This is a genomic window from Brevundimonas sp. (assembly GCF_032017145.1).
Taxonomy (GTDB): Bacteria; Pseudomonadota; Alphaproteobacteria; order Caulobacterales; family Caulobacteraceae; genus Brevundimonas.
The window spans coordinates 1-26,810 of sequence record NZ_DALZQC010000038.1 but is presented as its reverse complement, the minus strand read 5'-3'; the positions used below and the strand labels follow the sequence as shown (position 1 = coordinate 26,810).

At 69.1% G+C, this 26,810-nt stretch carries 28 protein-coding genes, 1 tRNA gene and 1 riboswitch; of the genes, 14 read left to right on the top strand and 15 right to left on the bottom strand.

Annotated features, from left to right (window positions below; all coding sequences use genetic code 11):
• Positions 1–70 precede the first annotated feature (70 nt).
• Positions 71–1,228: a glutamate 5-kinase gene (gene proB / locus RTU05_RS08480; RefSeq protein WP_312597395.1), complete on the bottom strand. Its 1,158-nt coding sequence runs from the start codon at positions 1,226–1,228 to the stop codon at positions 71–73.
• A gap of 67 nt (positions 1,229–1,295) precedes the next feature.
• Between proB and RTU05_RS08475 the strand changes: the two genes are divergently transcribed.
• From RTU05_RS08475 to RTU05_RS08460, 4 genes are all read left to right on the top strand, one after another.
• Entirely contained in the window at positions 1,296–2,075 is a 780-nt protein-coding gene (locus RTU05_RS08475; RefSeq protein WP_312597393.1) for a ZIP family metal transporter, read from the top strand.
• A 412-nt stretch (positions 2,076–2,487) separates the two neighbouring features.
• Positions 2,488–4,725: a glycoside hydrolase family 3 N-terminal domain-containing protein gene (locus RTU05_RS08470; RefSeq protein WP_312597391.1), complete on the top strand. Its 2,238-nt coding sequence runs from the start codon at positions 2,488–2,490 to the stop codon at positions 4,723–4,725.
• Positions 4,726–4,818: 93 nt separating this feature from the next.
• Positions 4,819–5,979, top strand: a complete 1,161-nt coding sequence (gene carA / locus RTU05_RS08465; protein ID WP_312597389.1) for a glutamine-hydrolyzing carbamoyl-phosphate synthase small subunit — start codon at positions 4,819–4,821, stop codon at positions 5,977–5,979.
• Positions 5,980–5,983: 4 nt separating this feature from the next.
• Positions 5,984–6,928, top strand: a complete 945-nt coding sequence (locus tag RTU05_RS08460; RefSeq protein WP_312597387.1) for a hypothetical protein — start codon at positions 5,984–5,986, stop codon at positions 6,926–6,928.
• Between the two features lie 135 nt (positions 6,929–7,063).
• On the opposite strand, the gene RTU05_RS08455 is transcribed toward RTU05_RS08460, so the two are convergent.
• The 4 genes from RTU05_RS08455 to RTU05_RS08440 form a co-directional block, all read right to left on the bottom strand.
• Complete coding sequence (locus tag RTU05_RS08455; protein ID WP_292023031.1) at positions 7,064–7,330, bottom strand: hypothetical protein; 267 nt, start codon at positions 7,328–7,330, stop codon at positions 7,064–7,066.
• A 216-nt stretch (positions 7,331–7,546) separates the two neighbouring features.
• A tRNA-Glu gene (locus tag RTU05_RS08450) sits at positions 7,547–7,621 on the bottom strand.
• Between the two features lie 65 nt (positions 7,622–7,686).
• Positions 7,687–8,868, bottom strand: coding sequence for a cystathionine gamma-synthase (gene metB, locus RTU05_RS08445; protein ID WP_312597385.1), 1,182 nt, complete (start codon positions 8,866–8,868; stop codon positions 7,687–7,689).
• Complete coding sequence (locus RTU05_RS08440) at positions 8,865–9,905, bottom strand: homoserine O-succinyltransferase (RefSeq protein WP_312597383.1); 1,041 nt, start codon at positions 9,903–9,905, stop codon at positions 8,865–8,867. Before RTU05_RS08440 ends, metB begins: the two co-directional genes overlap by 4 nt.
• Before the next feature lie 80 nt (positions 9,906–9,985).
• Positions 9,986–10,099, bottom strand: a riboswitch (SAM riboswitch).
• Positions 10,100–10,286: 187 nt separating this feature from the next.
• Between RTU05_RS08440 and RTU05_RS08435 the strand changes: the two genes are divergently transcribed.
• The 4 genes from RTU05_RS08435 to RTU05_RS08420 all read left to right on the top strand — a co-directional run bounded on the left by RTU05_RS08435 (position 10,287) and on the right by RTU05_RS08420 (position 13,656).
• The gene (locus tag RTU05_RS08435) at positions 10,287–10,433 is read left to right on the top strand and encodes a hypothetical protein (RefSeq protein ID WP_312597381.1); all 147 of its coding nucleotides are present in this window, start codon (positions 10,287–10,289) and stop codon (positions 10,431–10,433) included.
• 101 nt (positions 10,434–10,534) lie between these two features.
• Positions 10,535–12,283, top strand: a complete 1,749-nt coding sequence (locus RTU05_RS08430) for a homoserine dehydrogenase (protein ID WP_312597379.1) — start codon at positions 10,535–10,537, stop codon at positions 12,281–12,283.
• 4 nt (positions 12,284–12,287) lie between these two features.
• The gene (gene thrB / locus RTU05_RS08425; RefSeq protein WP_312597378.1) at positions 12,288–13,253 is read left to right on the top strand and encodes a homoserine kinase; all 966 of its coding nucleotides are present in this window, start codon (positions 12,288–12,290) and stop codon (positions 13,251–13,253) included.
• Between the two features lie 88 nt (positions 13,254–13,341).
• Positions 13,342–13,656, top strand: coding sequence for a CsbD family protein (locus RTU05_RS08420; protein ID WP_312597377.1), 315 nt, complete (start codon positions 13,342–13,344; stop codon positions 13,654–13,656).
• Positions 13,657–13,663: 7 nt separating this feature from the next.
• Here RTU05_RS08420 and thrC read toward each other — a convergent pair whose 3' ends face one another.
• Entirely contained in the window at positions 13,664–15,058 is a 1,395-nt protein-coding gene (gene thrC / locus RTU05_RS08415; RefSeq protein ID WP_312597376.1) for a threonine synthase, read from the bottom strand.
• Between the two features lie 346 nt (positions 15,059–15,404).
• Here thrC and RTU05_RS08410 point away from each other — a divergent pair, with 346 nt between their 5' ends.
• On the top strand, positions 15,405–16,361 hold the full coding sequence (locus tag RTU05_RS08410) for a retropepsin-like aspartic protease (protein WP_312597375.1): 957 nt from the start codon (positions 15,405–15,407) through the stop codon (positions 16,359–16,361).
• A gap of 9 nt (positions 16,362–16,370) precedes the next feature.
• Here the strand turns inward: RTU05_RS08410 and RTU05_RS08405 are convergent, their stop codons facing one another.
• Together RTU05_RS08405 and RTU05_RS08400 are read right to left on the bottom strand one after the other, a co-directional pair.
• A complete protein-coding gene (locus tag RTU05_RS08405) occupies positions 16,371–17,222 on the bottom strand; it encodes a neutral zinc metallopeptidase (protein WP_312597372.1) in 852 nt (283 codons plus the stop codon).
• Between the two features lie 71 nt (positions 17,223–17,293).
• Positions 17,294–17,683, bottom strand: a complete 390-nt coding sequence (locus RTU05_RS08400; RefSeq protein ID WP_312597370.1) for a hypothetical protein — start codon at positions 17,681–17,683, stop codon at positions 17,294–17,296.
• Positions 17,684–17,789: 106 nt separating this feature from the next.
• Between RTU05_RS08400 and RTU05_RS08395 the strand changes: the two genes are divergently transcribed.
• A complete protein-coding gene (locus tag RTU05_RS08395; RefSeq protein WP_312597368.1) occupies positions 17,790–18,353 on the top strand; it encodes a type 1 glutamine amidotransferase domain-containing protein in 564 nt (187 codons plus the stop codon).
• 11 nt (positions 18,354–18,364) lie between these two features.
• Here RTU05_RS08395 and RTU05_RS08390 read toward each other — a convergent pair whose 3' ends face one another.
• Together RTU05_RS08390 and RTU05_RS08385 are read right to left on the bottom strand one after the other, a co-directional pair.
• Positions 18,365–19,015, bottom strand: a complete 651-nt coding sequence (locus RTU05_RS08390; protein WP_312597367.1) for a methyltransferase — start codon at positions 19,013–19,015, stop codon at positions 18,365–18,367.
• Positions 19,012–19,956, bottom strand: a complete 945-nt coding sequence (locus RTU05_RS08385; RefSeq protein ID WP_312597365.1) for a fatty acid desaturase family protein — start codon at positions 19,954–19,956, stop codon at positions 19,012–19,014. Before RTU05_RS08385 ends, RTU05_RS08390 begins: the two co-directional genes overlap by 4 nt.
• 125 nt (positions 19,957–20,081) lie before the next feature.
• Between RTU05_RS08385 and RTU05_RS08380 the strand changes: the two genes are divergently transcribed.
• The 3 genes from RTU05_RS08380 to RTU05_RS08370 all read left to right on the top strand — a co-directional run bounded on the left by RTU05_RS08380 (position 20,082) and on the right by RTU05_RS08370 (position 21,839).
• Positions 20,082–20,489, top strand: a complete 408-nt coding sequence (locus RTU05_RS08380) for a hypothetical protein (protein WP_312597363.1) — start codon at positions 20,082–20,084, stop codon at positions 20,487–20,489.
• Positions 20,486–20,686: a helix-turn-helix transcriptional regulator gene (locus RTU05_RS08375; protein WP_292020264.1), complete on the top strand. Its 201-nt coding sequence runs from the start codon at positions 20,486–20,488 to the stop codon at positions 20,684–20,686. Before RTU05_RS08380 ends, RTU05_RS08375 begins: the two co-directional genes overlap by 4 nt.
• 229 nt (positions 20,687–20,915) lie before the next feature.
• Positions 20,916–21,839 carry an alpha/beta hydrolase gene (locus tag RTU05_RS08370; RefSeq protein ID WP_312597361.1) on the top strand — a complete coding sequence of 308 codons (924 nt, stop codon included), beginning with the start codon at positions 20,916–20,918 and terminating at the stop codon, positions 21,837–21,839.
• A 120-nt stretch (positions 21,840–21,959) separates the two neighbouring features.
• Here RTU05_RS08370 and RTU05_RS08365 read toward each other — a convergent pair whose 3' ends face one another.
• From RTU05_RS08365 to RTU05_RS08345, 5 genes are all read right to left on the bottom strand, one after another.
• Positions 21,960–22,790 (bottom strand): DUF3298 domain-containing protein, encoded by an 831-nt coding sequence (locus tag RTU05_RS08365; RefSeq protein WP_312597359.1) that lies wholly within the window; start codon positions 22,788–22,790, stop codon positions 21,960–21,962.
• A gap of 11 nt (positions 22,791–22,801) precedes the next feature.
• A complete protein-coding gene (locus RTU05_RS08360; RefSeq protein ID WP_312597357.1) occupies positions 22,802–23,833 on the bottom strand; it encodes a UbiA family prenyltransferase in 1,032 nt (343 codons plus the stop codon).
• Between the two features lie 115 nt (positions 23,834–23,948).
• Positions 23,949–24,731, bottom strand: coding sequence for a GIN domain-containing protein (locus RTU05_RS08355; RefSeq protein ID WP_312597355.1), 783 nt, complete (start codon positions 24,729–24,731; stop codon positions 23,949–23,951).
• A complete protein-coding gene (locus tag RTU05_RS08350; RefSeq protein ID WP_312597353.1) occupies positions 24,728–25,327 on the bottom strand; it encodes an HAAS signaling domain-containing protein in 600 nt (199 codons plus the stop codon). The genes RTU05_RS08355 and RTU05_RS08350 overlap by 4 nt, the downstream gene beginning before the upstream one ends.
• Positions 25,324–25,668 carry a PadR family transcriptional regulator gene (locus tag RTU05_RS08345; protein WP_087120506.1) on the bottom strand — a complete coding sequence of 115 codons (345 nt, stop codon included), beginning with the start codon at positions 25,666–25,668 and terminating at the stop codon, positions 25,324–25,326. Before RTU05_RS08345 ends, RTU05_RS08350 begins: the two co-directional genes overlap by 4 nt.
• A gap of 266 nt (positions 25,669–25,934) precedes the next feature.
• Between RTU05_RS08345 and coxB the strand changes: the two genes are divergently transcribed.
• The coding region (coxB, locus tag RTU05_RS08340) for a cytochrome c oxidase subunit II (protein ID WP_409411605.1) at positions 25,935–26,810 on the top strand (876 nt) is incomplete at its 3' end.

Genomic DNA, 26,810 nt, shown 5'->3' with positions numbered 1-26,810 from the left:
GCCTCGCGCAGGGCGGCGGCGGCGGCGCGGGCGCGGCGGCCCAGGTCGAGCATTCTTGCGGTCAGATCGGTCATCGGTCAGCCAGAACCATGTCGTCTCGGTGGATCAGGACGGAGGCCCCGCGATAGCCGAGGATGGCCTCGATCTCATCGCTGCGGCGTCCGCGAATACGGGCGGCGTCTTCGGCGGCGTAGGCGGCCAGCCCCACCCCGACCGACAGCCCGGCGGGGTCGGTCAGGCGCACGCAGTCGCCCTTCTCGAAATCGCCGGAGACGGCGGTGACGCCCGCGGGCAGCAGGCTCTTGCCCGCCTGCAAGGCCGTGACGGCCCCGGCGTCCAGCCGCAGTTCGCCGGCGGGCGACAGACTGCCCGCGATCCACTGTTTGTAGGCGGCCATCGGGCCGTTGGGCGCGGCGATCAGGGTGGCCCGCGCGCCGTCGCGGATGGCGGTCAGCGGCGACAGGGTCTGGCCCGAGGCGATGATGGTGGCGCAGCCCGCCGACCGCGCGATCTGGGCCGCCGCCAGCTTGGTCGCCATGCCGCCGGTGCCGACGCCCGCCTCCGCATTGGCGCCCCCGCCCATGGCGATCACGTCGGGCGACAGGGTCTCGATCAGCGGCAGATGGGCGGCGTTCGGATCGCGGCGCGGATCGGCGGTGTAGAGGCCGTCCACGTCCGACAACAGGATCAGCAGGTCCGCCCTCGCCAGCTGCGCCGCCCGCGCCGCCAGCCGGTCGTTGTCGCCATAGCGGATTTCCTCGGTGGCGACTGTGTCGTTCTCGTTGACGATGGGGACGACGCCGTGGGCCAGAAGCGCCTGGACCGTCGCGCGAGCGTTCAGCCAGCGGCGGCGCCGTTCGGTGTCGTCGCGGGTCAGCAGCACCTGGCCGGCGACCAGACCATGCGGCTCCAGCGCCGCCGACCAGGCCGCCATCAGGAGGGATTGTCCGACCGAGGCCGCCGCCTGCTTGTCCTCCAGCCGCGCGCCCAGATCGGGCAGCCGCCCGCGCCCCAGGGCGATGGAGCCGGACGAGACGACGATGACCTCTCGTCCCTCGGCGCGCAGCGCGGCCAGGTCCGAGGCGATGGCGGCCAGCCAGTCGCGCGTCGGCCGGCGCGTGGCGGCGTCGATCAGAAGGGAGGATCCGATCTTGACCACGACCCGCCGCGCGGCGCCCAGCGCCGACGCAGCGTTCGGGCCGGGGGGGAGGGCGGCGCGCTGGGACATGAAGCTTTCTCTAACGCCACGGTTCGGGCTTGTCTCTTGCTGTGTCTCGCCCCAATGCAGACGGATGATGGAATCCCTTTCCCCGATCGCCGCAGGCGGTCTCGGCAGCCTGGCGGCGGGCATGATGACGGCGGTGGGGGCCGTGCCGCTGCTGTTCTTCCGCAAGGCGGGGGTCCAGACCCAGAGCGCCCTGTTGGGCTTCGCCGCCGGGGTCATGCTGGCGGCCTCCTTCTTCTCGCTGATCATTCCCGGCGTGGACGTGCTGCAGGCGGGCGGCGCGGGACAGGCGACGGCCGCCGGGGTCATGGCGACGGCGGTGCTGATCGGGGCGGCGGTGATCGGCCTGATGAACCGGTTCGCGCCGGTGGACATGCTGGCCATCGGGCCGGCGGGATCGCGCGACCTGTCGCGGCGCATCTGGCTGTTCATCATCGCCATCACCCTGCACAACTTTCCCGAAGGGGCGGCGGTGGGCGTCAGCTTCGGCGGCGGGGACGTTCATCAGGGCCTGTCCACCGCGATCGGCATCGGAATCCAGAATATGCCCGAGGGTCTGGCCGTGTCGGCGGCGATGGCGACCCTGGGCTATGGGCGCTGGCCGGCCTTCCTGGCGGCGCTGGCTTCGGGCCTGGTCGAGCCGGTCGGCGGCCTGATCGGGGCCAGCGTGGTCGATCTGCTGCCCGGCGCCCTGCCGTGGGGCTTGGGTCTGGCGGCCGGGGCCATGATCTATGTCGTCACCGCCGAAATCATTCCCGAGACGCGCGAGAAGTCCAAGGGCGAGGGCTCTATGATCGGGCTGATGATCGGCCTGGTGGGGATGATGTTCCTGGACATCGCCTTGGGATAGGCGGGGCGCGCATTGGTTCTATCTGCAGTCGTCATTCCGGGGCGGCCGCAGGCCGAACCCGGAAGCCAGGAGGATGTCATCCGGCCCGCGACGCTTTCGGCGTGGCGAATGTGGCCCTGGGTTCCGGGTTCTTCGCTGCGCTCGGCCCCGGAATGACGACAGGGTAATGGCGGTCACGTCGTTAGAGGCGCTGAAACCCACCTTGATCGGGCGGGCGGCCGTTACATCATTTACATCGTCGGCGGGGGTTGAAGCGGTCGGTCGCCAGAGGCTAGGCGTCTGAGCTTCGCTGCTCGATCTCGTCCCTGAAGGAGCGCCACTGTTGACGCGACCTCTCAAGCCTGCGGCTTCCCGTAGAAATTTCTTGTCTGGCCTGGGGCTTTTGGCCCTGATGGGCGCCGGAGTCTTCCCCATGCCTGTTTCCGCCCAAGCGTCCCGCACCATCGCCCGTCACCGCCAGAGGATCGAGGATCTGATCGCGGCCATGACGGTCGAGGAAAAGGCCGGGCAGCTGAACCTGCTGGCCGATCCGTTCCGGTGGATGCCGACGGCGGTGAACCCGCTGGACGGCACGGGCGATCCCGCGCGCGTCACCGCCCTGATCCGCGAGGGCAAGGTCGGGTCGCTGTTCAACGGCATCGGCGCCGAGGCGGGCCGTCGCATCCAGCAGGTGGCGATGGAGGAAAGCCGGCTGAAGATCCCGCTGCTGTTCGCGGCGGACGTGATCCACGGCCTGTCGACCATCTTCCCCGTGCCTCTGGCCGAGGCGGCGGCGTTCGACACCGAACTGGCCTACCGGACCGCGCGCGCGGCGGCGGTGGAGACGGCGGCCTCGGCCGTGCACCAGACCTATGCGCCGATGGTGGACGTGGCGCGCGACCAGCGCTGGGGCCGAAACGTCGAGGGCGCGGGCGAGGACGTGCTGCTGAACAATCTGCTGGCCGCCGCCCGCGTGCGCGGCTTCCAGGGCGAAAAGGGTCTGGACGACCGTGACGCGGTCCTGGCCACCGCCAAACACATGGCGGCCTACTCCGCCGCCGTGGGCGGGGTCGAATACAACACCACCGACATGAGCGAGCAGACGCTGCGCGGGGTGTTCCTGCCGCCGTTCAAGGCGTCGGTGGACGCCGGCGCCCTGTCGATCATGAGCGCCTTCAACGATGTGAACGGCGTGCCGGCCTCGGGCAGCCGCAAACTGCTGACCGACATCCTGCGCGGGGAGTGGGGCTTCGAGGGCTTCGTGGTCTCGGACTACACCTCCGAGCAGGAACTGGTGGCCCACGGCTTCGCCGAGGACGGCCGCGACGCCACGCGCCTGGCCTTCAACGCCGGGGTCGACGTGTCGATGGTGTCGGGCCTTTACATGGAGCATCTGCCCGGCCTGGTGGCCTCGGGCGAGGTGTCGATGGCGCGGCTGGACGAGGCGGTGCGCCGCGTCCTGACCACCAAGGCGGCGCTGGGCCTGTTCGACGACCCCTATCGCGGCACCGACGCCGCGCGCGAAAAGGCCGTGGTGGGATCGCGCGAACACATCGAACTGTCGCGCGAGGCGGGGCGCAAGTCGGTGGTGCTGCTGAAGAACGATCAGGACCTGCTGCCGCTGGACAAGGGCCGCAGGATCGCCCTGGTCGGCCCGTTCGCCGACGACGTGGACAATGTGTGGGGGCCGTGGACCATTTGGGGCGCGCCCGAGCGGCGGGTCTCGCTGGAGACCGGCTTCCGCGCCGCCATGCGCGATCCGCAGAACCTGACCATCGCGCGCGGTTCGGGGGTGGAGACGCCGCTGGACGGCGGGATCGAACAGGCCATAGCCGCCGCCCGCGACGCCGAGGTCATCGTCCTGGCCATCGGCGAGGCGACCAATATGTCGGGCGAGGCCCAGTCGCGCACCGAGATCGTGGTGCCGGCCCCGCAGATGGCCCTGGTCGACGCCATGGCGGCGCTCGGCAAGCCCATGGTCGTCTTGCTGAGGAACGGCCGGGGCCTGGCGCTGGAGGGCAATGTCAAGAACGCCCAGGCCATCGTCGTGACCTGGTTCCTGGGCGAACAGATGGGCCATGCGGTCGCCGACGTGATCTTCGGCGATCACGGCCCGTCCGCCCGCCTGCCGGTCAGCTTCCCGCACAAGTCGGGCCAGCAGCCCTATTCCTACGACCGCAAGACGACCGGCCGCCCGGCCAATCCCGATCTGGCCACCGAGGAATACAAGTCCCGCTATCGCGAGACGACCAATACGGCGCTGTATCCGTTCGGCTATGGCCTGACCTATGGGGCGATCACCTATGGGCCGATCGAGATGGCGACGGACCAGCTGCCGTGGGCCGGGACGCTGGAGGTGGCGGTCACCGTGACCAACACCGGCCGGCACGCGGCCGAGGAGCTGGTGCAGCTCTATATCCACGACCGGGTGGCCAGTCTGACCCAGCCGGGGCGGCTGCTGAAGGACTTCAAGCGGGTGGCCTTGCGTCCCGGCGAGAGCCGCAAGGTCGGCTTCACCCTGAACGCCCGCCAACTGGGCTTCATCGGGGCGGACGAGACCTATCGGATCGAACCGGGCCTGTTCGACATCTGGCTGGCGCCCCACGCCCAGGGCGGGGTGACGGCGACCTTCCAGCTGGTCGGGCCGGCCTCCATCAGCGATGGGCGTTGAGCCGTGGTTGACGGCGCGGGCGGCAGGGCCTAACGACCCCGCCGTTTGCGTCCCGCCCCGGTTCGGGCAGGATTCGGTTTTAGGAGCGCGCCCATGACGACCAAGATTCTTCCGGGCGCGACGGGCGTCCTCGCGCTCGCGGACGGCACCATTCTGCAGGGCGTCGGCGTCGGGGCGGTCGGTTCGGCCCTGGGCGAGGTGGTCTTCAACACCGCCATGACCGGCTATCAGGAAATCCTGACCGACCCGTCCTACATGAGCCAGATCCTGGCCTTCACCTTCCCGCACGTCGGCAATGTCGGCACGAATGTCGAAGACATCGAACAGATGGGCGGCGGGTCCGAGACCTCGGCGCGCGGCGCCATCTTCCGCGACGCACCCACCGATCCGGCCAACTATCGCTCGGACGCCAGTTTCGACGACTGGATGAAGCGGCGCGGCGTCGTGGGTCTGGCGGGCGTCGACACCCGCGCCCTGACCAAGATCATCCGCGACAATGGCGCGCCCCATGCGGTGATCGCCCACGACCCGAACGGCCAGTTCGACCTGGACGCCCTGGTCGCCCAGGCCAGGGCCTGGACCGGCCTGGTCGGCCTGGACCTGGCCAAGCCCGCCTCGACCCTGCAGGCTTTCGAGTGGAACGAGGGCGTCTGGGACTGGCCGGAAGGCTATCCGACCGTCGCCGGCGGCAAGACTGTCGTGGTCATCGACTATGGGGTGAAGCGCAACATCCTGCGCGCCCTGGCCTCGACCGGCGCCCGGATCACCGTGGTTCCCGCCACCACGACGGCGGAAGAGGTTCTGGCCCGCAATCCCGACGGGGTGGTCCTGTCCAACGGGCCGGGCGATCCGGCCGCGACCGGCGAATACGCCGTGCCTGAAATCCAGAAACTGGTCGCCAGCGGCAAGCCCCTGATGGGCATCTGCCTGGGCCACCAGATGCTGGCCATCGCGCTGGGCGCCAAGACGGTGAAGATGGAACAGGGCCACCACGGCGCCAACCATCCGGTCAAGGACCTGACGACGGGCAAGGTCGAGATCGTCTCGATGAACCATGGCTTCACCGTCGATCGCGACAGCCTGCCCGCCGCCGTGACCGAAACCCACGTCAGCCTGTTCGACGGCACCAACTGCGGCATCGCGGTCAAGGACAAGCCGATCTTCAGCGTCCAGCACCACCCCGAGGCCTCGCCCGGACCGACCGACAGCCTTTATCTGTTCGACCGGTTCGCCGAACTGATGGGCGACCGCTGAGGCCATGAAACAGGGGGCGGCGCGGTCGGACTATCTGGACTGGCTGGCCCAGGCGCTGGCAGCGACGGAAGCGTTCGCGCCCCTGCCCGACGGCGATGCGGTGGTCGGCTACGCCACCGGATACGACGCCGCCGACATCGCCCCCTTCGTGACCTCGCTGCGGGCCGTGTTCGACGGGGCGGTCGCCCTGGTGGTGGACCGGGACGCGGACCTGCGCGCCTTTCTGGCCCAGCATGATGTGACGGCCGTCGATGCGCCGGTCTGGCGCGGCTGGGCGCCCCATCCGGTGATGCAGCGGTTCGTGGCCTTCGCCGGCCTGCTGGGCGACCGGCCGGGCGCGGCCCTGGCCTGCGACGTGCGCGACGTGATTTTCCAGGCCCCGCCGTTCCAGCCCGCGCCGCAAGGGCTGGAGGTCTTCGTGGAGGCGGAAGGGCCGCTGGCGGACCACGCCTTCAACATGAAATATCTGCGCGCCCTGTTCGGTCAGGCTCAGGCGGACCGGATGGCGGACAGGGCGTGTCTGTGTGTGGGGACGCTGATCGGGCCGCGCGCGGAGGTGTCGCGCCTGTCGCGGCTGATCCTGACGCTGGCGTCCGCGCCGCGTTCGGAGATCGGCGGCGCGTTCGGCGCCGATCAGGCGGCCTTCAACCTGGCCATCCATCAGGGTCTGGTCGCGGCGACGGTGCGGGGCAACTATGGACGGGTGGCGACCCTGGGCCTGACCCCCGGCGAGCGGCTGAGGTTCAAGGACGGGCAGGTGGTCAATCCCGACGGCGGAATCAGCCCCATCGTCCATCAGCACGACCGCCATCCGCATCTGGACGCGCCGGTCCATGCCCGATGGGGCGCGGGGCTGGAGCATCGCAAGCGGGTGCGGCCGAAATCCGCAGGCCAGAAGCTGGAAAAACTGAAAGCCTCGCTGCGCCGCCGGATGCCCGAACTGCGCTGAGGCGGCTATGCCAGGCCCAGGCGCTGGCGACGATGACGGACAGGTCGGACTGGCGCGGCTCGAACCCCAGGTCTCGGCGGGCCAGGATTTGAGCAACTCCTGATATCAAACAAAGTGATCTGTGGTGGACGAGGCTCAGGGCAACGGCGAGAAGCTGCGTTCCTCGCGCAGGGCGCTGGCCTTTCTGACGGCGATGGGGGCGGCGTGAAGCCAGTAGTCGGCGTCGTCAAGCCGATGCTCGCGACGGCGTTCCAGCCCGCGCAGGCGGCGCAAGGCGGCGTTCTCGAGAAGGCGCGCATGGAGGGCGCGGGGCGACAGTTCGGCGATGGCGGGAGAGCCGGGGACGGCGACGGCGTCGGGGCCTTGGGGCTCCACCGCCGGGCGGGCGATGGCGATAAACATGACGATCTCGGTGCGGGAGGGGAGGGCGCTTCTGCGCCGCGTTCACGGTGGATTAACCACAGCGCCTGTGGATAGTTCCTGAGTGCGGCCGAAAAAAGTCTGTGAATCGAAAGGCTTACCGCCCCTATCCGAACATAGTGATTACCAGAAGGTTAATCCGGGTGCGGAGCGTTCGCTCGACGCGGCGGATCGGAAAGGTGGTGGAGGCGTCGCCGGTGGCAGTCCCTAGGGGAGTCGAACCCCTCTTTTCAGGTTGAAAACCTGACGTCCTAACCGATAGACGAAGGGACCGCAGCCGGGGCGGCGCATGTGCCCCGGTTCGGCCCCCTCTGCAAGCGAAAAATCGCGTTTCGGCGTCAGGCCGCCTCGGCCTTGGCGGGCGCTAGGGCGTCCAGGGCCGGGAACAGGTCGGCGATCAGGTCCTCGACATGCTCCAGCCCGACCGATAGGCGGACCAGGCCGTCGCCGATTCCGGCGGTGGCGCGCTGTTCCGGCGTCATGGCGGCGTGGGTCATGGTGGCGGGATGGGCGATCAGGCTTTCGACCCCGCCCAGCGATTCGGCCAGGGTGAAGATCTCCAACTCACCGATCAGGGCGCGTACGGCGTCCACACCGCCGTCCAGCTCGAAGCTGAGCATGGCGCCGGGGCCGGCCTGCTGGGCGGCGACCAGGGCGTGGCTGGGATGGGACTTCAGGCCGGGATAGTGGACCACCTTGACCGCAGGGTGGGCGTTCAGCAGGTCTGCGATCCTGCCCGCCGTGGCCTGTTGCCGCTCGATCCGGGCGAACAGGGTCCGCACACCCCGCAGGGTCAGATAGGCGTCGAAGGGCGAGCCGGTCACGCCGGTGCAGTTGGCCCACCAGGCCAGGGTCTGGTGATCCTCGGCGTCGGCCGAGATGACCGCGCCGCCCACCACGTCCGAATGGCCGTTGATGAACTTGGTCGTGGAGTGAACCACGAAGTCGGCGCCCAGTTTGATCGGGTTCTGAAGCGCGGGCGACAGGAAGGTGTTGTCGCAGACGACCTTGGCGCCCGCCGCATGGGCGCGGGTGCAGATGTCGGCGACATCGACCAGACGCAGCAGCGGATTGGACGGGGTCTCGACCAGCACCAGCTTGGGCTTCAGCGCCAGGGCCGCCTCCAGCGCGACGGGATCGCCCTGATCCACCAGCAACAGTTCGAAATGCCCCTTCTTCGCGCGGGCGTTCAGCAGGCGACAGGTGCCGCCGTAACAGTCGTGAGGCGCGATCAGCAGGTCGCCCGGCTCCAGCAGGGCCAGGGGCAGGTCGACGGCGGCCATGCCGGTCGCGGTGACGACGCAGCCCGCGCCGCCCTCCAGCTCGGTCAGGGTTTCGGCCAGGACGTCGCGGGTCGGATTGCCCGAGCGGCTGTAGTCATACTTCCGCTTCTGATCGAAGCCCGCGAAGGAATAGTTGGACGACAGATACAGCGGCGGCATGACCGCGCCGTGGGCCGTGTCCGAATCCACGCCCGTGCGGGCGGCGATGGTGTGCGGATTAGCGGGACGGGTGGTCATGCTTTGATGTCCTTGAAGGCGGCGCGGAGGATGTCGCCGACGAAGGCGTCCTCCTTCAGAAAGGCGTCGTGGCCATAGAGGGAGGGCGCCTCGACGAAGCGCCACAGGGTCGGCAGCCGCGCGGCCAGTTCGCGGATGTCGTCGATCGGCACCAGCCGGTCGGAGGTGAAGCCGATCAAGGTGACGGGGGTGGAAATGGCCTCGGGCGTAACGCTGTGGCGATCCAGGGAATCGGACATCGACAGCCAGCGGGCCGGGGTGGTGTGGGTGCGGTAGGCCTGGCCCCGCGCCGTCAGATAGTCGCAGACGGGATAGGCGCCGCCGACGGCCGTGGGCGCGGTGGTGTCGAACCGGTCGTGGAACTCCTCGGCCGTGCGATAGGTGGTCATGGCCAGTTCGCGGGCCAGGGCGACGCCCTCCTCGGGGCGGCCTGCATCGACAGCGAACTGCAGGATGCGGCGCTGGATGCCGCGCCAGGCGGTCGCCTGGGGGTGGGCGCGGTGGGCGGCGGACACCACGATCAGTTGCTCGGCCCATTTGGGGAACAGTTCGGCGAAGGCCAGGCCGACCATGCCGCCATAGGAGCAGCCGACGAAGGCGGCGACCCGCTCGATCTTCAGATGGTTCAGCACCAGGGCCAGCAGGCGCGCCTGGTCGTGGGTGGTGATGGTGACGGGCGCAGCCAGAAACTCGGCGCCGGGGGCGAAATCGACGGCCAGAACCTGGAATCGGCTCAGGTCGATGGGGCCGCGCACCGACACGGCGCCCGACCACCAGCCCAGGCCGTTGGTCTCGGTGCGGTGGACGAAACGCCCGGCCGAAATGCCGCCGGCGACCACGACGACAGGCGCGCCGGCCCGACCGTGAATACGGCCCACGATATTGGGTTGGTTCAGCTTTTCGCCCGAAGCCAGGCGGAAGTCGGCGGGGATGGAGACGATGACGTCACGCGCGCCGCCGCGTTCACGAACGGGCGCAGCGGCAGGCGAAAACCGACAGTCGGGGTCTTCCAGCAGGGATGTTTCAGCAAGGGTCATCAATCGTCGTCCGCATCGTTCTCGCCTCAGCAAGTTCTCGATGCGGTGACAGATCGTGGAGCGTCGCCTCGTCGATGCTCCACTCATCTCTCGCGACCCCGAAGGACCCCGCAGGAGTTGGCACCGTTTCGGGCGGAACCCGATGGTTGCCCCGGCGTCAAAGGGCCTAATCCCTCAGCCGGTCTTGATGAGTGACTTTACGTTGATCAAACAGGCGGCGCCGGTCAAGCGGAAAATTTGACCTCAATGCTGGCGCCGATAGGTTTGGAGGGGTGCAAAAAGAACGCAAACCGCCCTGTCGCGAAAAAATCATCCAAGACCGCTTGACAGACCGGGGGTGCGCCAATCACCCTAGGCCAAGATTTCAACCGGACCTGTCCCGTGCCGCAGCGCTCGTTCATCGCCGAAGCTTCCACCGTCGCCGGCCCCGCCGCGACGGGCTTCGGCATGGGCGCGACCCTCGGCGGAACCATTATCGGCGGCACGACCGGCGCCACCACCATGCCCAGTCGGGCGGGACGAGTTTAGCACGCCGGACACAGGCGACCGCAGAACCCGAACCCCGCCCGGTCCGCCAGGCGGGGTTTTTCTTTTCACCCCACGCTCCTCACAGAAATCCGAGAACCCCGATGTCCGCCTCCCTCGCCGTCGTAGAGAAATCCGAACCGCTCGATCCCGATTGTCGGCTCGCCGCCGATCCCGCCCCTGAAGTGGTGGTGCTGAAGTTCGGCTCGTCCATCCTGCGCAGCCCGGCGGAGGCGCCGCTGGTCGCCTCGGCCGTCTATGGCCATGTGCGCGCCGGGCGCAAGGTCGTGGCGGTGGTCTCGGCCTTCGGCGGGGCGACGGATCGCCTTCTGGCCGAGGCGCGGGCGCTGGGCCTGGCCCATTCCAACGATCTGCTGCCCGGCTATGTGGCGTTGGGCGAGGAGAAGTCGGCGGCCCTGGTCGCCATCGCCTGCGACCGGATCGGCCTGGACGCCTGCGCCCTGTCGGTTCGGGAACTGGGCATCGTGGCGGAAGGCGAGCCGGAGCATTCGCGCCCCTGCGGCCTGCGGCCCGACCATCTGAAACAGGCGCTGGACCGGCACGACGTGGTGGTCGTGCCCGGCTTCGGCGCCGTGCGGCCAGACGGGCGGGTGGCCTTGCTGGGACGCGGCGGGTCGGACCTGACGGCGGTCTTCCTGGCGGCCGAACTGGGGCTGAAGAAGGTGCGACTGGTCAAGGATGTGGACGGCCTCTACGACCACGATCCCAACGACAAGACGGCCCCGGCCTTGCGCTATCGCCGGGCATCGTGGGATGTGGCGCGCAAGCTGGGCGGCGCCCTGGTGCAGCACGACGCCATCGACCTGGGCGAAAGCCGGGGGGTCGAGATCGAGGTGGCGGCCCTGGACCGGGCGGACGGCACGGTGATCGGCGACAGGTCGGCGCCCCCCGGACCGGCCCCGGCCCTGCCGCCGCTGAAGGTGGCTGTCGCCGGCTGCGGCGTGGTGGGCGGCGGGGTGCTGGGCCGGCTGCTGGTCGATCCACGCTACGACGTCGTCGGGGTGCTGGTGCGTAATCCGAACAAGGCCCGCGACGTGGCCTGTCCGCCCTCATTGTTCACGGCCAGCGCCGAGGACCTGCTGTCACGCAAACCTGACATCGTGCTGGAGGCCCTGTCGGAGGGCGAGGCGGGCCATGCGGTGATCCGCGCCGCCCTGGAGGCCGGCTGCGACGTGGCCAGCGCCAACAAACAGGCGGTCAGCCGCGATCCCGGCGGCCTTCAGGACCTGGCCCGACAACATGGCCGTCGCGTCTTCTGGTCGGCCTCGGTCGGCGGCGGGGCGCCGATGGTCGAGACGGTCCGCGCCGCCCGCGCGGCCGGCGAGGTGGTCGGGTTCGAGGCGGTGCTGAACGGCACGGTCAACTTCATGCTGGAGCGGCTGGGCGACGGCGCGGCCTTCAGCGAGGCCCTGGCCGACGCCCGCGCGGCGGGCTTCGCCGAGGAAGACCCGTCATCGGACCTGGAGGGTCTGGATGCGGCGGCCAAGGTGCGGCTGCTGTGTCACGAGGCGTTCGGCCGGTCGCCCGATGGCGACGTGCCGCGCGACCACCTGACCGAGGCCATCTCCGCCGAGGGCGGGGTTCGCCAGATCGGCGCCGCCCATCTGAAGGATGGGGTGATCAGCCCGTCCGTGTCGCTGAACGCCGACCATGGCGACCCCCTGTTCTCCAACCTGTGCGGCGAGGGCAATGCGCTGAAAGTCTATGGCGCTGACGGCCGGGTGTGGCGTTGCCGCGGACGCGGCGCCGGCCGCTGGGCCACGACCGAGAGCATCATGGCGGACCTGGCCGAGATCGTGCGCGCCCGCCGCGCCGATGCGGGACTGAACTAGGTCCATGGCCGTCTTCACCTCCGTTGCCCTGGACCAGGCGCGCGCCTTTCTGACCGGCTATGACATCGGCGAGGCGGTGTCGCTGACCGCCATCGCCGAGGGGGTGGAGAACACCAACTATCGGCTGGAGACGCTGCAGAGGGGCGTGACGCGACGGTTCGTCCTGACCCTGTTCGAGGGGCGGACCGACGCCGCCTCCCTGCCGTTCTGCCTGGGGCTGACGGCCCATCTGGCGGGGCGGAGCTTTTCCTGCCCCATGCCGATCCCGGATCGGTCGGGCGGCTGGCTGGGGCGGCTGAACGACCGGGCGGCGGCGGTGATCGAATGGAAGACCGGCGCCTGGCTGCGTCATCCCGACGCGGCGGATCAGGCGACAGCGGGCGCGGTCCTGGCGCGTCTGCACCAGACGGCGGCCGATTTTCCCTTGCGTCGGGCCAATCCCGTGGGACCGGCCGTCTGGCGGCGACTGGCGGATCGGTGCGCCCAGGGCGCGGCGCGCGCCTCGGATACGGACCGGGCGCTGTTGAAACAGGTCCAGGCCGCGCTGACTCGGCTGGGCGATCCGTTCACGGACGACCTGCCGGGCGGGGCGATCCACGCCGACTATTTCCCCGACAATGTCCTGTTCCAGGACGGGGCGGTGTCGGCGGTCATCGACTTCTATTTCGGCTGCGACGGCGCCTTCGCCTATGACCTGGCCATCGCCTTGTCGGCCTGGGGCTTCGACGCCGAGGGACGGCCCATGCCCGAGGCCCTGGCGGCCTTCCAGCAAGGCTATGAGGCCGTGCGGCCGCTGAGCCCCGCCGAGCGCGCCGCCCTGCCGCGCCTGGGCGAGGCCGCCGCCCTGCGCTTCACGGTCACGCGGCTGCACGACCGCATCTTCCACGACCCGGCCAACCTGGTCACGCCCAAGGACCCGGCCGTCTTCCTGCGCCGCCTGGACCACTGGCGGGCGGTGGAGATGGCATGAAGCGGCGCCGTTTCGGGAACCGAAAGCGACAGCCGGGATTTCTGTGATCAACGGCGAAAACCGCCGCTCTCTCCCCGAGGATGACATCATGACCGACGAACAGATCAACGGCGCCGCTTCGCAGGTGCAGGGCAAGGCGCAGAAGGCTTTCGGCAATCTGGTCGGCGACCAGAAGATGCAGGTCGAAGGCGCGTTCAACGACGCCAAGGGCAAGTCGCTGGAGACCTTCGGCAAGGCCATGGACGCCGTGGATCGCCTGGTCGAAAAGGCCCCCGCCGACTATCGCGACAAGGCCCGCACCGTCGCGGCCGAGGCGCGCAAGCGTCCGCTGGTCACCACGCTGTCGGTCGCCGGCGTCGGCCTGCTTCTGCTACGCGCCCTGACCGGCGGCAATCGCCGCTGAGGTCGGTTCAGTGGCGGCCTGAAAAGGCCGCCACGGCGTCCCGCGCCGCCGCCATCATTCCATCGACGACAGTCAACCGCTCGGGCTGATCGCCCAGGGCGGCGATGACGTTTGCGGGCTCGGGTTCGACGCCCAGCACGTTCGAGACGAAGCCGCCGAACTTGGACGGATGGGCGGTGGACAGGGCGACGACCGGCCCCCTGGCGCGATCCTGCCGCCGGGCGGCGGCCAGGGCGACGGCCGTGTGCGGACAGACGACCCGGCCCCAGGTCTTGTAGGCGTGGGCGATCTCGGCGCGGGTCTCGTCCTCGTCGATGGAGACGGCAGAGACTTCGGAACGCAGGGCCGCCAGCAGGGCCGGATCGAAGGCTGCGGCGCCGTCGCAGGCGAAGGTCTCGAACACGTCCCGGGTCGCGTCCGCGTCGCGGCCGGTCGCCTCGAACACCAGACGTTCGAAGTTGGACGGCGCCTGGACGTCCATGGAGACGCTGCCGCTCTCGACCGCCGGACGGCGCGAATAGAGGCCGTCGTTCAGGGCGCGGGCCAGGGCGTCGTTCTGGTTCACCGCCGCGACGAAGCCGTTGGACGGCAGGCCCATCCGGGCCGCGGCGATGCCGGCGAAGGCGTCGCCGAAATTGCCGGTCGGGACGACGAAGGTCGCCGCCTGACCCAACTGGGCGGTGGCCGAGACATAATAGGGGATCTGACCCGCCAGCCGCGCCCAGTTGATGGAGTTGACCGACGACAGGCGGCCCCGCGCGCGCAGGGCGTCGTCGGCCAGAAGCCCCTTCACCAACCGCTGGCAGTCGTCGAAATCGCCACGCACGGCCAGGTTCAGCACATTGTCCGCCTGGACCGTCGTCATCTGTTTGCGCTGGATCGGCGAGACGCGATCCAGCGGGTGCAGCACGACCAGATCGACGGATTTCGCCCCGGCGAAGGCGCGCACGGCCGCCGCGCCAGTGTCGCCCGACGTGGCGGTCAGTATGGTCAGCCGCTCGCCCGAGGCGGCCAGGGCCGCGTCCGTCAGACTGGCGACCAACTGCATCGCCAGGTCCTTGAAGGCGGCGGTCGGGCCATGGAACAGCTCCAGCACGAACAGGCCCGGCTCCAGCTCGACCAGGGGCGTGACCAGCGGATGGTCGAACCCGGCGATCAGGCGATCCAGCGCCCGGTCCAACGCGCCGGTCGGCAGGGCGTCGCCGACGAAGGGCGTCAGGACCTGAAGGGCGATGGCCTTGTAGTCCGCCGCGCCGGTCCAGGCGTCGGGCGACAGGGCGGGCCAGGCGGTCGGCATATAGAGGCCGCCATCGGGCGCGATGCCGCGCAGCAGGGCGTCGGAGAAATCGGTTTCGGGCGATTGGCCTCGGGTCGAGACGTAGCGGGCGCTGGAAGTCGTCATGGCGGCTTGGTCGTAGCCAGCGAACGGCGCGGCGTCACCCGGTTTCTGGCCAATACAGGGATGATTTTGTCGAGTTCTGGGGTGTTGTGACGGTGTGGCCGCATCGACGGGCGAAGATCGGGTCGTCAGGGCAATTCCATGCCTCTCCATGTCCCCCAGGTTATCGTCATCCCAGGGCTTGTCCCTGGGATCCATACGCCCGGCGCCCCGCAGTGGGCCAATGCTGACACCGGGAGTATGGATCCTCGCCACAAGGGCGAGGATGACGGAGCGTAAGTGGCGAGACAGCGGACGTTGCGACATTCCCCCGCTGGCGCCCGCCGTCGCGACAGTCCATGTCAGAGGCATGAGACGACGCGATCTTCTGATCCGGCTGGGGCTGATCGCCGGGGGCGTGGGCGGGGCCTGGTGGCTGCGCGACCAGGTGCTGTGGAAGGCGCCGACGGTGGTGTTTCCCGCCGCCGGGGCCGGCGACTGGCTGCCCTATGCCGAGCCGCGCGCCAGCACCCCGACGGTCGAGGTCTCGGTGAATGGGCGGCCTGTGCGGGCGCTGATCGATTCCGGGGCGCAGTATTCGGTGATCGACCGTTCGCTGGTCGCGACGCTGGGTCTGACCCAGGTGTTCGACATCCCCATGGTGGCCTACGGCGTCGGCGGCCAGGCCCAGGTCGGGCGGGGCGCGACGCTGGATGTCCAGATCGGCGGTCCCCAGGGGGTGCGGCTTCAGGGTCTGCGAGCCGCCATCCTGGGGCTGGGGCCGCTGGCCAGCGACAAGGGGCTGGGCGCGCCCCTGATCCTGGGCCAGGACGTGCTGCGCGAACTGATCCTGGAACTGGATACCCGCCGGCGGCGGATCAGGCTGATCTCGCGCGAGGGCTGGACCCCGCCGGCGGGGCTTGCGGCCATCGCGGTGACGCGGGCGGGCAAGGCGCTGAAGGCGGCGATCACGGTGGAGGGGGCGGCGGTCGATGCGGTGATCGACACGGGCGCCTCGGCCGTGCTGGCCCTCACGCGCGAGACGGCCCAGGCTGCGGGCCTGCTGGACGGACGCGCGCGCACGCCGGGCCAGAGCATCGTCCTGGGCGGCGTGGTGGGCGCCGAGACGGTGATCGTCCGCACCCTGACCATCGGCGACGAACTGTATCGGCAGGCGGCCGTGGCCATCTATGACGACGTGGCCGTGCCGGGCTTTCCCAAGGCCCTGGTTGGCATGGCCGCGTTCGAGGATCGCCGCCTCATCCTGGACCTGCGCGGTCCGCGCCTGTTCATCGAGCGGCCGATGCAGATCACGGTGGGAGGCTGAGGCTGAGGCTCAGGCGCCGCCGAAGGTGTCGCAGGAGGCCGGGTCGCCGGACTGATAGCCGCGCTGCAGCCATTCGACCCGCTGGGCCGAGGAGCCGTGGGTGAAGCTTTCGGGCGAGACGCGCCCGCCGCCGCGCCGTTGCAGGGTGTCGTCGCCGATGGCCTGGGCGGTCTTCATGCCTTCCTCGATGTCGCCGGGCTCAAGCGCGACCTGGCCGTTGGAGACGGCGGAGGCGTTCCGGGCCCAGACGCCGGCGTAGCAGTCGGCCTGAAGCTCCAGCGCCACCGAATACTGGTTGGCCTCGGCCTGGCCGGCGGCGCGCTGCTGGGCGCGGCGGACTTGGTCCGACGTTCCGGTCAAGGTCTGGACATGGTGGCCGAACTCATGGGCGATGACATAGGCGCGGGCGAAGTCGGCGCCGGATGCGCCCAGCTGGTTTTCCATCTCCTGCCAGAAGCCCAGGTCAAGATAGACGGTCTTGTCGTTGGGACAGTAGAAGGGGCCCATGGCCGACTGGCCATAGCCGCAGCCGGTCCCCGTACCCTGTTCGTAGATGACGACCTTCGGCGGCTGATAGCCGTTCAGCTTCTGCGCCCAGACGTCGTTGATGTTGGCGCCGATGACATCGACGAAGCGACCGGCCTGATCCTTGGGCGTGCCGACCTGTCCCTGCTGTTCCGAGGCGCCGACGCCGCCAAGCTGGCTGGCCAGCTGGGTCGTGGTGGACGGGTCTATGCCGAAGACGAAATAGCCGATCAGGGCCAGGACGCCCACGCCGATGCCGCCGCCTGCGATGGCGCCGCCGCCCATGCCGCGTCGGTCCTCGACCCCGCCGCCCGTCCGTCCGCCCTGCCAGCGCATATGTGGTTCTCCGCCTGATCCCTGCCTTAAGCTAGGCCGGAACGCGGGGGAGAGGGAAGGGATGCGTCGCCTTAATGCGGACGGTCCAGCCAGGCGTCGATCTGGTTCATGCCCTGAGCCGTTTCCTGGCGGCGTTCGGCGGCGGACTGGCGCAGCGCCCGCTCCTGCTCGGGGCCATAGAGGGGCCGGGGCGGCAGGGCGGACGGCGCGGTCGGTTCGCGCGCGGATTCGATGGCGCGCAGGCGAAGCTGGGTCTCGATCTGCTGCTGGCGGGCCTGATCGGCGTTGGCCTGAGACTGGGCGCGCAGGCGGTCGTTCTCATAGCGATGCTGGTCCGCGATGGCGGCGGGCACGCCACCCGGATAGGCGCCATAGGGGCGACCGGGCAGGGGATAGGTCTGGGCCAGGACGGGCGTCGCGGCGGCCGCCAGCAGGGTCGTCAGGGTCAGGAACATTCGCATGGGGACTATGTGGGGCGGACGGTCGCGCCCGCCAAGCGGAGCCGCAACCCTTTGACTTGCCGTGGGTTCATCGCGCCGAACCCCTTTCCAAAACGGAGCGTATTCCATGGCCCAGACCCTTTCCGGCAAGACCGTCGCCATCCTGGCGACCGACGGCGTCGAACTGATCGAACTGAATGAACCGATGAAGGCGCTGAAGGATGCGGGCGCCGTGGTCGAGATCGTGTCTCTAAAGGCCGGGGAGTTTCAGGGCTTCGACCATCTGACGCCGGGCGACAAGGTGACGGCGGACAAGGCGGTGGCGGCGGTGGACGCCTCGGCCTATTCGGCCCTGCTGCTGCCGGGCGGGGTGGCGAACCCCGACCAGTTGCGCGCGGACAAGGATGCGGTGGCCTTCGTTCGGGCCTTCTTCGATGCGGGCAAGCCGGTCGCGGCCATCTGTCACGCGCCCTGGCTGCTGATCGAGGCGGGGGTGGTCGAGGGGCGGACGCTGACGGCGTTCGAAAGCATCCGCACCGACCTGAAGAACGCCGGGGCCAATGTGGTCAATGAAGAGGTGGTGGTGGATCAGGGCCTGGTCACCAGCCGCTGCCCCGACGACATCCCGGCCTTCAACGCCAAGATGATCGAGGAATTCGGCGAGGGGCGGCACGAAGGCCAATCCGCTTAAGCGAGGGCCGTCTAAGGCATGGCCCAGACGGAGGACCGTTTGATCTCCTGGTCCTCCAGCTCTCGCGAGGTCGGCACGCGGTATTCGGCCAGGAAATCCAGACCCGTGCGCGGGAAATAGGTGCGGCCCGGATCGCCGATCAGGACCCGCGCGCCCCTGGCGCGGGCCTGGGCCAGCCAGGCCAGGACGGCGTCGGTCATCGGCCGTTCGTAGCAGATGTCGCCGGCGCAGATCACCTCCACATCCGGCGGCGGGGCGTCCAGCAGATTGGTCTGGGTGAAGGCCAGCGCCACGCCATTGGCGGTCGCATTGGCGGCGACGGCGGCCTGGCAGAAGGGGTCGATGTCGGCGCACAGGACGAAGGCCGCGCCCGCCTTCATCGCCGCCACGCCGACCAGGCCCGAACCGGCGGCGAAATCCAGCATCCGCTTGCCCGCGACCTCATGCGGGTGATCCAGGATATAGCGGCTCAGCGCCTGTCCGCCCGCCCAGGCGAAGGCCCAGAAGGGCGGAGGCACGCCCATCTCGCCCAGTTCCTCCTCCGTCAGCCGCCAGATCGGGGTGATCTCGTCCGCCAGCCACAGGGAGATTTCCGGCGCGTGCGGCACGGTCTGCAGCCGCGTATTGTCGCGGATGAAGGCGGCGGGGTCCGTGATCGTCATGCGGGGCGGCGGGTCGCGGTTCGGATCACGTCCAGATAGCCGGGCGAAACCTCCATCGCCTGGGCCTGGGGCCTGGCGTGGATGGCGCGGTGCAGGGCCGGCAGCTTCCAGCAGGGCACATGCATGAACAGGTGATGTTCGGCGTGGAAGTTGACCCAATAGGGGGCGATGAAGGCGCGCTCCCACCAGGCGGCGCGGGTGGTGCGGGCGGCGCGGAACGGATCGACGGCCGAGCCTTCGACGCAGGCGTGTTCGGCGATGTTCCTCAGCCGCGTCACCATGGGAAACCAGGTCGCCATCGGCAGAAGCCACAGGACGAAGAAGGCCCACCAGAGCCCGCCTGCGACGAAGCCCGCCAGCAGGGCGGCGTTGAAGATCAGGAAGGGCATGACGGACCGGCCCGTCACGATGGATTCATAGTCGTGGGTCGCTTCGCCGGGCGGTGTCGAACGACGCTGGGCCAGCGGCAGCAGCACCCGCTGCTTGAAGAAGGTCTGGCCCGTCAGGTCGCGGATCAGCTTTCGCCGCAAGGAGGCCGGGCTGACGGGGAAGGGCGCCGACAGCATCAGGTCGGGATCCTCGGCCTGCTGGGCGAAACGGTGGTGGGTCAGGTGATAGGGGCGATAGGCCGCCAAGGATGCGCCGATGGGCACGGCGCACAGCCAGTGGCCCAGGAAATCGTTCAGGCGGGGCGATCTGGACAGACCGCCGTGCGCCGCCTCGTGCATCAATATGGCCAGGCCCAGCTGGCGGGTCCCGACGATCATGACGCACAGCGGGGTCAGCCAGGGCAGGACGACGCCCGCCGTCACGGCCAGGGCGATCACCATCCAGCAATGCACGACCAGCAGCGGCCCGGCCCAGGCCGCGCGCGTCTGAAACGGCGCCCATTCCTGAGGCGTGAACAGAACCGACGGGGCGATGCGCGGGGCGGCGGGCATGGCGCATCCTAACGCCATCGGCGGGTCTGGAGAAGCGATGGGTGAATGTTGGGCTGTCCTGACAAAAAGTCAGGTTGACATGACATGTGGTAGATGTCAGGTTGGCCTTACAGAAGGAGGTGCAGATGTTCACCGCATGGAAGACCGGAACGCCCGCGCATCGGCGCTATCTGATCCGAACGATGGCGTTCACCGCGCCCTATGTCGCGATCTGTGTGGCGATGATGACGACCGACGCATTCGATGAGATCGTGGGCAAGCCGGCGGCCTGGGGGCTGGCGGCGGTGCTGTCCGCGCCGGTGATCGGTCAGATATGGGCGACTCTGGCGCTGATGCGCGAGAGCGACGAGTTCGTGCGCGGCGTGACCGCCAAACAGTTCATCGTGGCGGCCGGTCTGACGCTGGCGATCGCAACCTTCTGGGGTTTTGGCGAGAGTTTCGCCCGCGCGCCGCATGTTCAGACCTGGCTGATCGTGCCGGTGTTCTGGGCCATGTACGGCGTCGTCTCGCCCTTCATAAAGACCAGCCGATGAAGAACCGTCTGAAACTGCTGCGCGTCGAGCGCGGCTGGACCCAGGAGCAGTTGGGCCAGGCGCTGGGCGTCTCGCGCCAGGCGGTGATCGCGCTGGAGACCGAGCGGCACGATCCGTCTCTGGACCTGGCCTACCGCATCGCCGCGACGTTCGAACGGCCGGTCGAAGAGATTTTCGAGAACCCGCACGCAGGCTGATCAAGGCCAATCGAGCCTTGTTCGCCTTATCCCTCAGTTCGTCATTCCGGGGCGTAGCGCAGCGAAGAACCCGGAACCCAGGGCCATAGACCCGCTGCTGAACAGGATTCACGTCGGTTACGTGCCTCCTGGGTTCCGGGTTCGTCCTATGGACGCCCCGGAATGACGGTTCTGGATCGAACGTCGATCCATCCTAAAAGTCAGAATAACCTTACATCAGGAGACCGCCATGAAGTTCGTCCATTCGGCCTCGCGGCCAATATTCTGCGCCCTATTTCTGGCCTGCGGCGCCGTTGCGCCGGTTCACGCCGCGCCTGCGCGTGCTGAGGCCATGACAGCCGCGCCCTTCGTCTCGGACCGGCTGTCGGTCCAGGTCGTGGGCCAGGGGCCGGACGTGATCCTGATCCCCGGCCTGGCCTCCTCGCGCGAGGTGTGGCGGGCGACGGCGGATCGGCTGAAGGCGACGCACCGGGTGCATCTGGTGCAGTTGGCCGGGTTCGCGGGCGAGGCCTGGACGCATGGCGACGGCGCCTTCGTCCAGCCGGAGGTCGAGGAACTGGCCCGCTATATCCGCGAAGCCGGGCTGAACCGGCCGGCGGTCATCGGCCATTCGATGGGCGGCTTGAGCGGCCTGTTGCTGGCGCAGCAGCAGCCGGGTCTGGTCGGGCGGGTGATGACGGTGGATTCCCTGCCCTTCTACAGCGCCCTGTTCGGACCGAGCGCGACGGCCGAAAGCGCCAGGCCGTTCGCGGACCAGGCGGCCGCCATGATCCTGGGCGCCGACGCGGCCGCCTTCCGCACCCAGCAGGAGGCGACGGCGAAGGCCCTGTCGCGAACGCCCGAAGAGCAGGCGCGGATCGTCGCCTGGTCGATGGCCAGCGACCGACACGCCGTCGCCTCGGCCATGAAGGACGTCATGACCACCGATGCGCGGCCGGGGCTGGCGGCCATGACGACGCCGGTGACGGCTCTGTATGCCGCCGATGCGGACGGCGGGGCGCCGGCGGCCGGTGCGGATGCGCTGTGGAGACGCGAATATGCGGCCCTGCCGGGGGTGACGCTGATCCGGGTGGATGGATCACGCCATTTCATCATGGCCGATCAACCGGTGCGCTTCGCCGAACTGGTGGATGCGTTTCTGGCGCGCCCCTGATCCGTCATCCCAGGCCTTGTGCCTGGGATCCATACGCTCAGTCGACGACCGTGATCCACTGTGCAGACCCGGGCGTATGGATCCTCGCCACAAGGGCGAGGATGACGGGCCTGAAGGGGCTCAGTTCTTCGGGGTCACGTCGCCGGCCTTGACCGGGGCGCCGTCGAACTGATCGGCGTAGGCGGGATTCAGAAGGGCGCGGAAGGCGCTCTGGGGCAGGGCGATCCAGTAGGGGCCGTCCGAATAGGGGCCGATCTGATACGGCCCCATCAGGAAGGTGACGCCTCCCGCCTTGCCGGGCGTCGAGCCGGGGGTCAGGAAGAAGGGGGTGGAGACGGCCTTGGGGCAGGTCCACATCTTGCCGTCCAGGGTCGCGGCCTCCGCCCCCGGAGAGCGGGCCTGTTTGGCGGCGTTGGCGGCGGCGCACAGGGCCTTGTCCAGCACGGCCAGATCGGCGCCGGGGCGGAACAGGTCGGCGAAGCCCAGCCGCTTGTTGGCCGTCTTGTCCCAGATCACCGAGGCGAAGCTGGTGTTGGGGTGGGCGCCGCCCGTGAACTCGAAATCGGTGCGGGCCAGGCTGACCAGTTTCGCGGTCTCGGCGCCGGGCGCGAAGGCGATGGACTTCTCATAGGGGGTGGAGCCGCCGCCGGCCTCGGTGAGGTCGGCCTGGGCGCCCTCCTCGAACTGCTTCAGGTCGCGCACCATGTCGGCATAGAGGGCGGCGTGCAGAACGGGCGTGGCCTTGACCGTCTGGGGCAGGGTCAGTTTGACGTCGGCGTAGGGGGTCTTGCTTTCATAGCCGACCGGGGTGGTGTCGGCGGCGACGGCCGGGGTCGGTGCGGCCTTGGGGGCGGGGGCCTTGTCCTCGCGACGCTGGCAGGCGGCCAAGGACGCCGAAAGGGTCGCGGCGACGGCGACGGACAGCAGCAGGATGCGGGGGGCGGAGGTCATGGGAATTTCCTTCACGGCGTGATGAATCCGAGGGCGATGGCGGCCAGCAGGATCAGGCCGGCCTCGCGGTTCGACTTGAACAGTTTCAGCGCCTGGGCGCCATCGTCGGGGTTCAGGCGGGCGACCTGGCGCGCCAGATGGATGGCGTAGGCCACCAGGCCGATCCAGAAGACGACGCCCAGCCCCCCGGCCGCCCCGGCCACACCGGCCAGAACGACCGCCAGGCCATAGAAGACGGCGACGCCGGGCCGCACGGCCGAGGCCAGGCGCCGCGCCGAGGACTTCACCCCGATCATGGCGTCGTCCTCGATGTCCTGAAGCGCGTAGAGGGTGTCGTAGCCCAGGGTCCAGAAGACGCCGCCCATCCACAGCAGGACGGCCGGGACATAGGCCTGCCAGACCAGGGCGACGGCATGGCCGCTGTCGCCGGCGGGCGACCACAGGAAGGGGCGGAACTCGCCGGCGATGTCGGCGGGCAGAAGCAGCGCGGCGGCCGCCAGCGGCAGGGCGGCGGCGAACCCCATCAGGACGCCCCAGTTGAAGGTCAGGCCCAACCACGCCTGGGGCCACCAGGTGATCCGCTTCATGAAGGGATAGGCCGCGACCAAAGCGAGCGAGCCGACGCCCAGCAGGATGGAGACGGTCGGCAGGGTGAGCAGGATCAAAAGACTGATCAGGCTGCACGCCACGACGAAGAGCCACGCCTGTTTGACGCTGATCCGGCCGGACGGAATGGGGCGCTGGGCGGTGCGGGCGACCTTGGCGTCGAAATCCCGATCGACGATATCGTTGAAGGCGCAGCCCGCCGCCCGCATCAGACAGGCGCCGACAGCGAAGCCGACGAACAGCCACAGGTCATACAGGCCGGGCGCCTGCCGATACTGGGCCAGGGCCAGGGCGATCCCCTGCCAGCCGGGCAGCAGCAACAGCCAGATGCCGATGGGCCGGTCGAAGCGGCCCAGCTTCAGCCAGGGTTTCAGCCCTTCCGGCGCATGGCGATCCACCCAGTTGGCGCCGGCGTCGGGAAGGGGGGCGAAGGTCATGGCCACGACTTAGCGGTTCTGGCCCGGGGGGTGAAGGCGCAAGGGCCGGTCGGGCGTCAAAAGAAAAGGGGGCTGGTTGCGCCAGCCCCCCGACCGTTCGACGCTTTCCGGTCGATCACTCCCGGTTGACCTGGCCCGAGCCGGACACGCTGCTGTTCAGCTTGGCGGGGCGGCCGGACAGGGTGACGTCGCCCGAGCCGTTGATCTCGACGTCCACCTTGCCCGTGGCGGCGATGTTGGCGCTGCCGGAGCCTGAGATGTCCACCTTGGCGTCCGTGGTCGCCAGGCCGCTGAGATCGGCGTCGCCCGATCCCTTGATGCTCAGGTCCAGGGTCTGGATGCGGCCGGACGCCGTGACGTCCGCCGAACCCGAGACGTCCAGCGCCAGGGACGGCTGGTCGAAACCGGCGATGGTCAGGTCGCCCGATCCGTTGGAGACGAAGCGGCGCACATTGGGGGCGGTGACCACCACCTTCAGTTCGTCGCGTTCGGACCGGGCCGAGAAGTTTCCGCTGTTCCAACCGAAGACGACCCGTTCGTCGCCGTCGCCCAGGCGGATGCGGCCGTCCTCGATCTGCACCCGGTCGGCCAGGGTCTTGGGTCCGGTGACGACGACGGAGTTGGCGTCGCCCTGGATGTATTCGACATCGACGCTGGAATCGACGCTCAAGGTCTCGCCGCCGGTCCAGGCCAGGGTGCGGGTGGTGAAGGGCCCCAGGTCGTCGGTCCCGCCGCCCTTGACCCGCTCGAATCGGACGGTCTCGCCGTCGTCGTCCTTGAAGGTCCAGGCCCAGCCGTGACGCTGCAGGTCGTGGCCGCCGAGGGCGAGGCCGCCGCCCACGGTGACCAGGCACAGCACCAGGGCGGCGCCGGCGATGATGAACAGGGTGCGGATCATGCCGAAGCTCCCGAAACAGGCGTGGATTGGGCAGGGGTGGGCTCAAGCGCGGGCTTGAGCAGGCGATAGTGCAGGCGGGCGAACCAGACGACGCCGTTGACCAGCCAGATGGTGAAGATGGCCAGCAGGGCGCCGATGAAGACCGACCCGGCCATGAAGCCAAGGCCCATCAGGATGGCCGCGAACGGCCCGCCGGGGAAGCCGGCGAAGGGCCCGGCGACCATGATCACCCCGCCCGCGACGAACAGGCCGATGGCGGCGATGAAGAAGCCGAACACCGTCCCGACCACCCCCATCAGCAGGGGCAGAAGGATCAGTATGTCCAGGGCGCCCAGGCCCAGCACCGCGAAGACGGCGCCGGCGGCGGCGGACGGGTTCTTTTCCTGATGCCAGCGCTGGATGCCGGCCTCGGCCTTCAGTTCGCGGGCCAGGCGGACCGGATCGCCCAGGGCTTCGGCGACCTCGGCCTCGGTGCGGCCGGCGGCGATCCCGTCGTCGAAATGGGCCTGGTAGTCGGCGACGATGTCGTTGGCCGTGGTGGTCGGCAGGCCGACCAGCCCGTCCTTGAGGCGGTTGATGAAATCGGCGCGCGTCATTGGGCGGCTCCCTGATCGGCGTCGTTCGCCACGATGGCGTCGACGGCCTTGGTGAAGGCGGACCATTCGGCGGTCTGGGCGGCCAGGGCCGCGCGACCCGCCTCGGTCAGGCGATAGTATTTGCGCGAGGGACCGGCGGAGGATTCGACCAGATAGGTCTCGACCTGGCCCTCCGACTGCATCCGCCGCATCAAGGGGTAGATGGTGCCTTCGCCCATGTCGATCGCGTCCGACAGGCGGCTGGCGATCTCATAGGCGTAGCTGTCCGCCCGGCTCAGAAGCGCCAGGACGCATAGGCCCAGCACCCCCTTCTTCAACTGTATCTCGATGGTTTCAGGCACCGCGATCTCTCCTGTGTGCAGGGATTGATTACGGCAAGGTATCTGTCGGTGCAAGGTAGCTGTCGAAACATGACAGCGATTTAATCGAGTGCGCCGAATGGCCGATCTTTGGCGGCTTTGCGGCGGCGCCTGCGTTGATCGCTTGGCAAGCCGAAGGCGATCCGATAGGTCAAAAAGATCGCCGGGCGTGGGAATCGCGCCAGTGTGATTACTTGCGAGCCATTCGCAAGTGTCTGCTGTAGAACGGTTTTATGGGGAAGACTCCGATGGGGATGGGCAAGCGAGCCCGGAGGACGCTGGGGGAGACTGCGGCCTCCATCGTTCTAGGCGCCGGATTGGCGGTGTTCGCCGCCGCGCCGACCTGGGCGCAGGATCTGATGGGACAGCCGACGCCGGGGGGCATCGACCTGCAACCCGCGGCCTCGCCGCTGAAGCATGACGCCATCGCCTTCCACAACGGGCTGCTGGTCGTCATCACCGCCATCACCCTGTTGGTGCTGGGGCTGCTGGCCTGGATCGTCTTCCGCTACAACAAGAAGGCCAATCCGACGCCCGCGCGCTGGAGCCACAACACCACCATCGAGATCATCTGGACGGTCATGCCGGTCCTGATCCTGGCGGGCATCTCGCTGTTCTCGTTCCGGCTGCTGTTCGCCTATCACGACATGCCCACGCCGGACCTGACGGTGAAGGTCACGGGCAACCAGTGGAACTGGGCCTATGAATATCCCGACCAGGGCGTGGCGGAATACATCTCCAACATGCTGCCCGAGGACGAGGCCAAGGCGCGCGGCGTGCCCTATCGGCTGGCGGCGACCGAGCCGATGGTCGTGCCGGTCGGCAAGACGGTCCAGCTGGTCATCACCGCCTCGGACGTGATCCACGCCGTGGCCCTGCCGGCCTTCGGTCTGAAGACCGACGCGGTGCCGGGCCGGATCAACACCACCTGGTTCAAGGCCGAGCGCACCGGCGTCTTTTACGGCCAATGCTCGGAACTGTGCGGCGTCGACCACGCCTTCATGCCCATCGAGATCCGGGTCGTGACCCAGGCCCAGTTCGAACAGTGGCTGGCCTCCAAGGGCGGGTCGATGACGCCCAAGGCCGCCGAGTCCGCGCCGACCGCCGCCGCGCCTGCCGCGCCC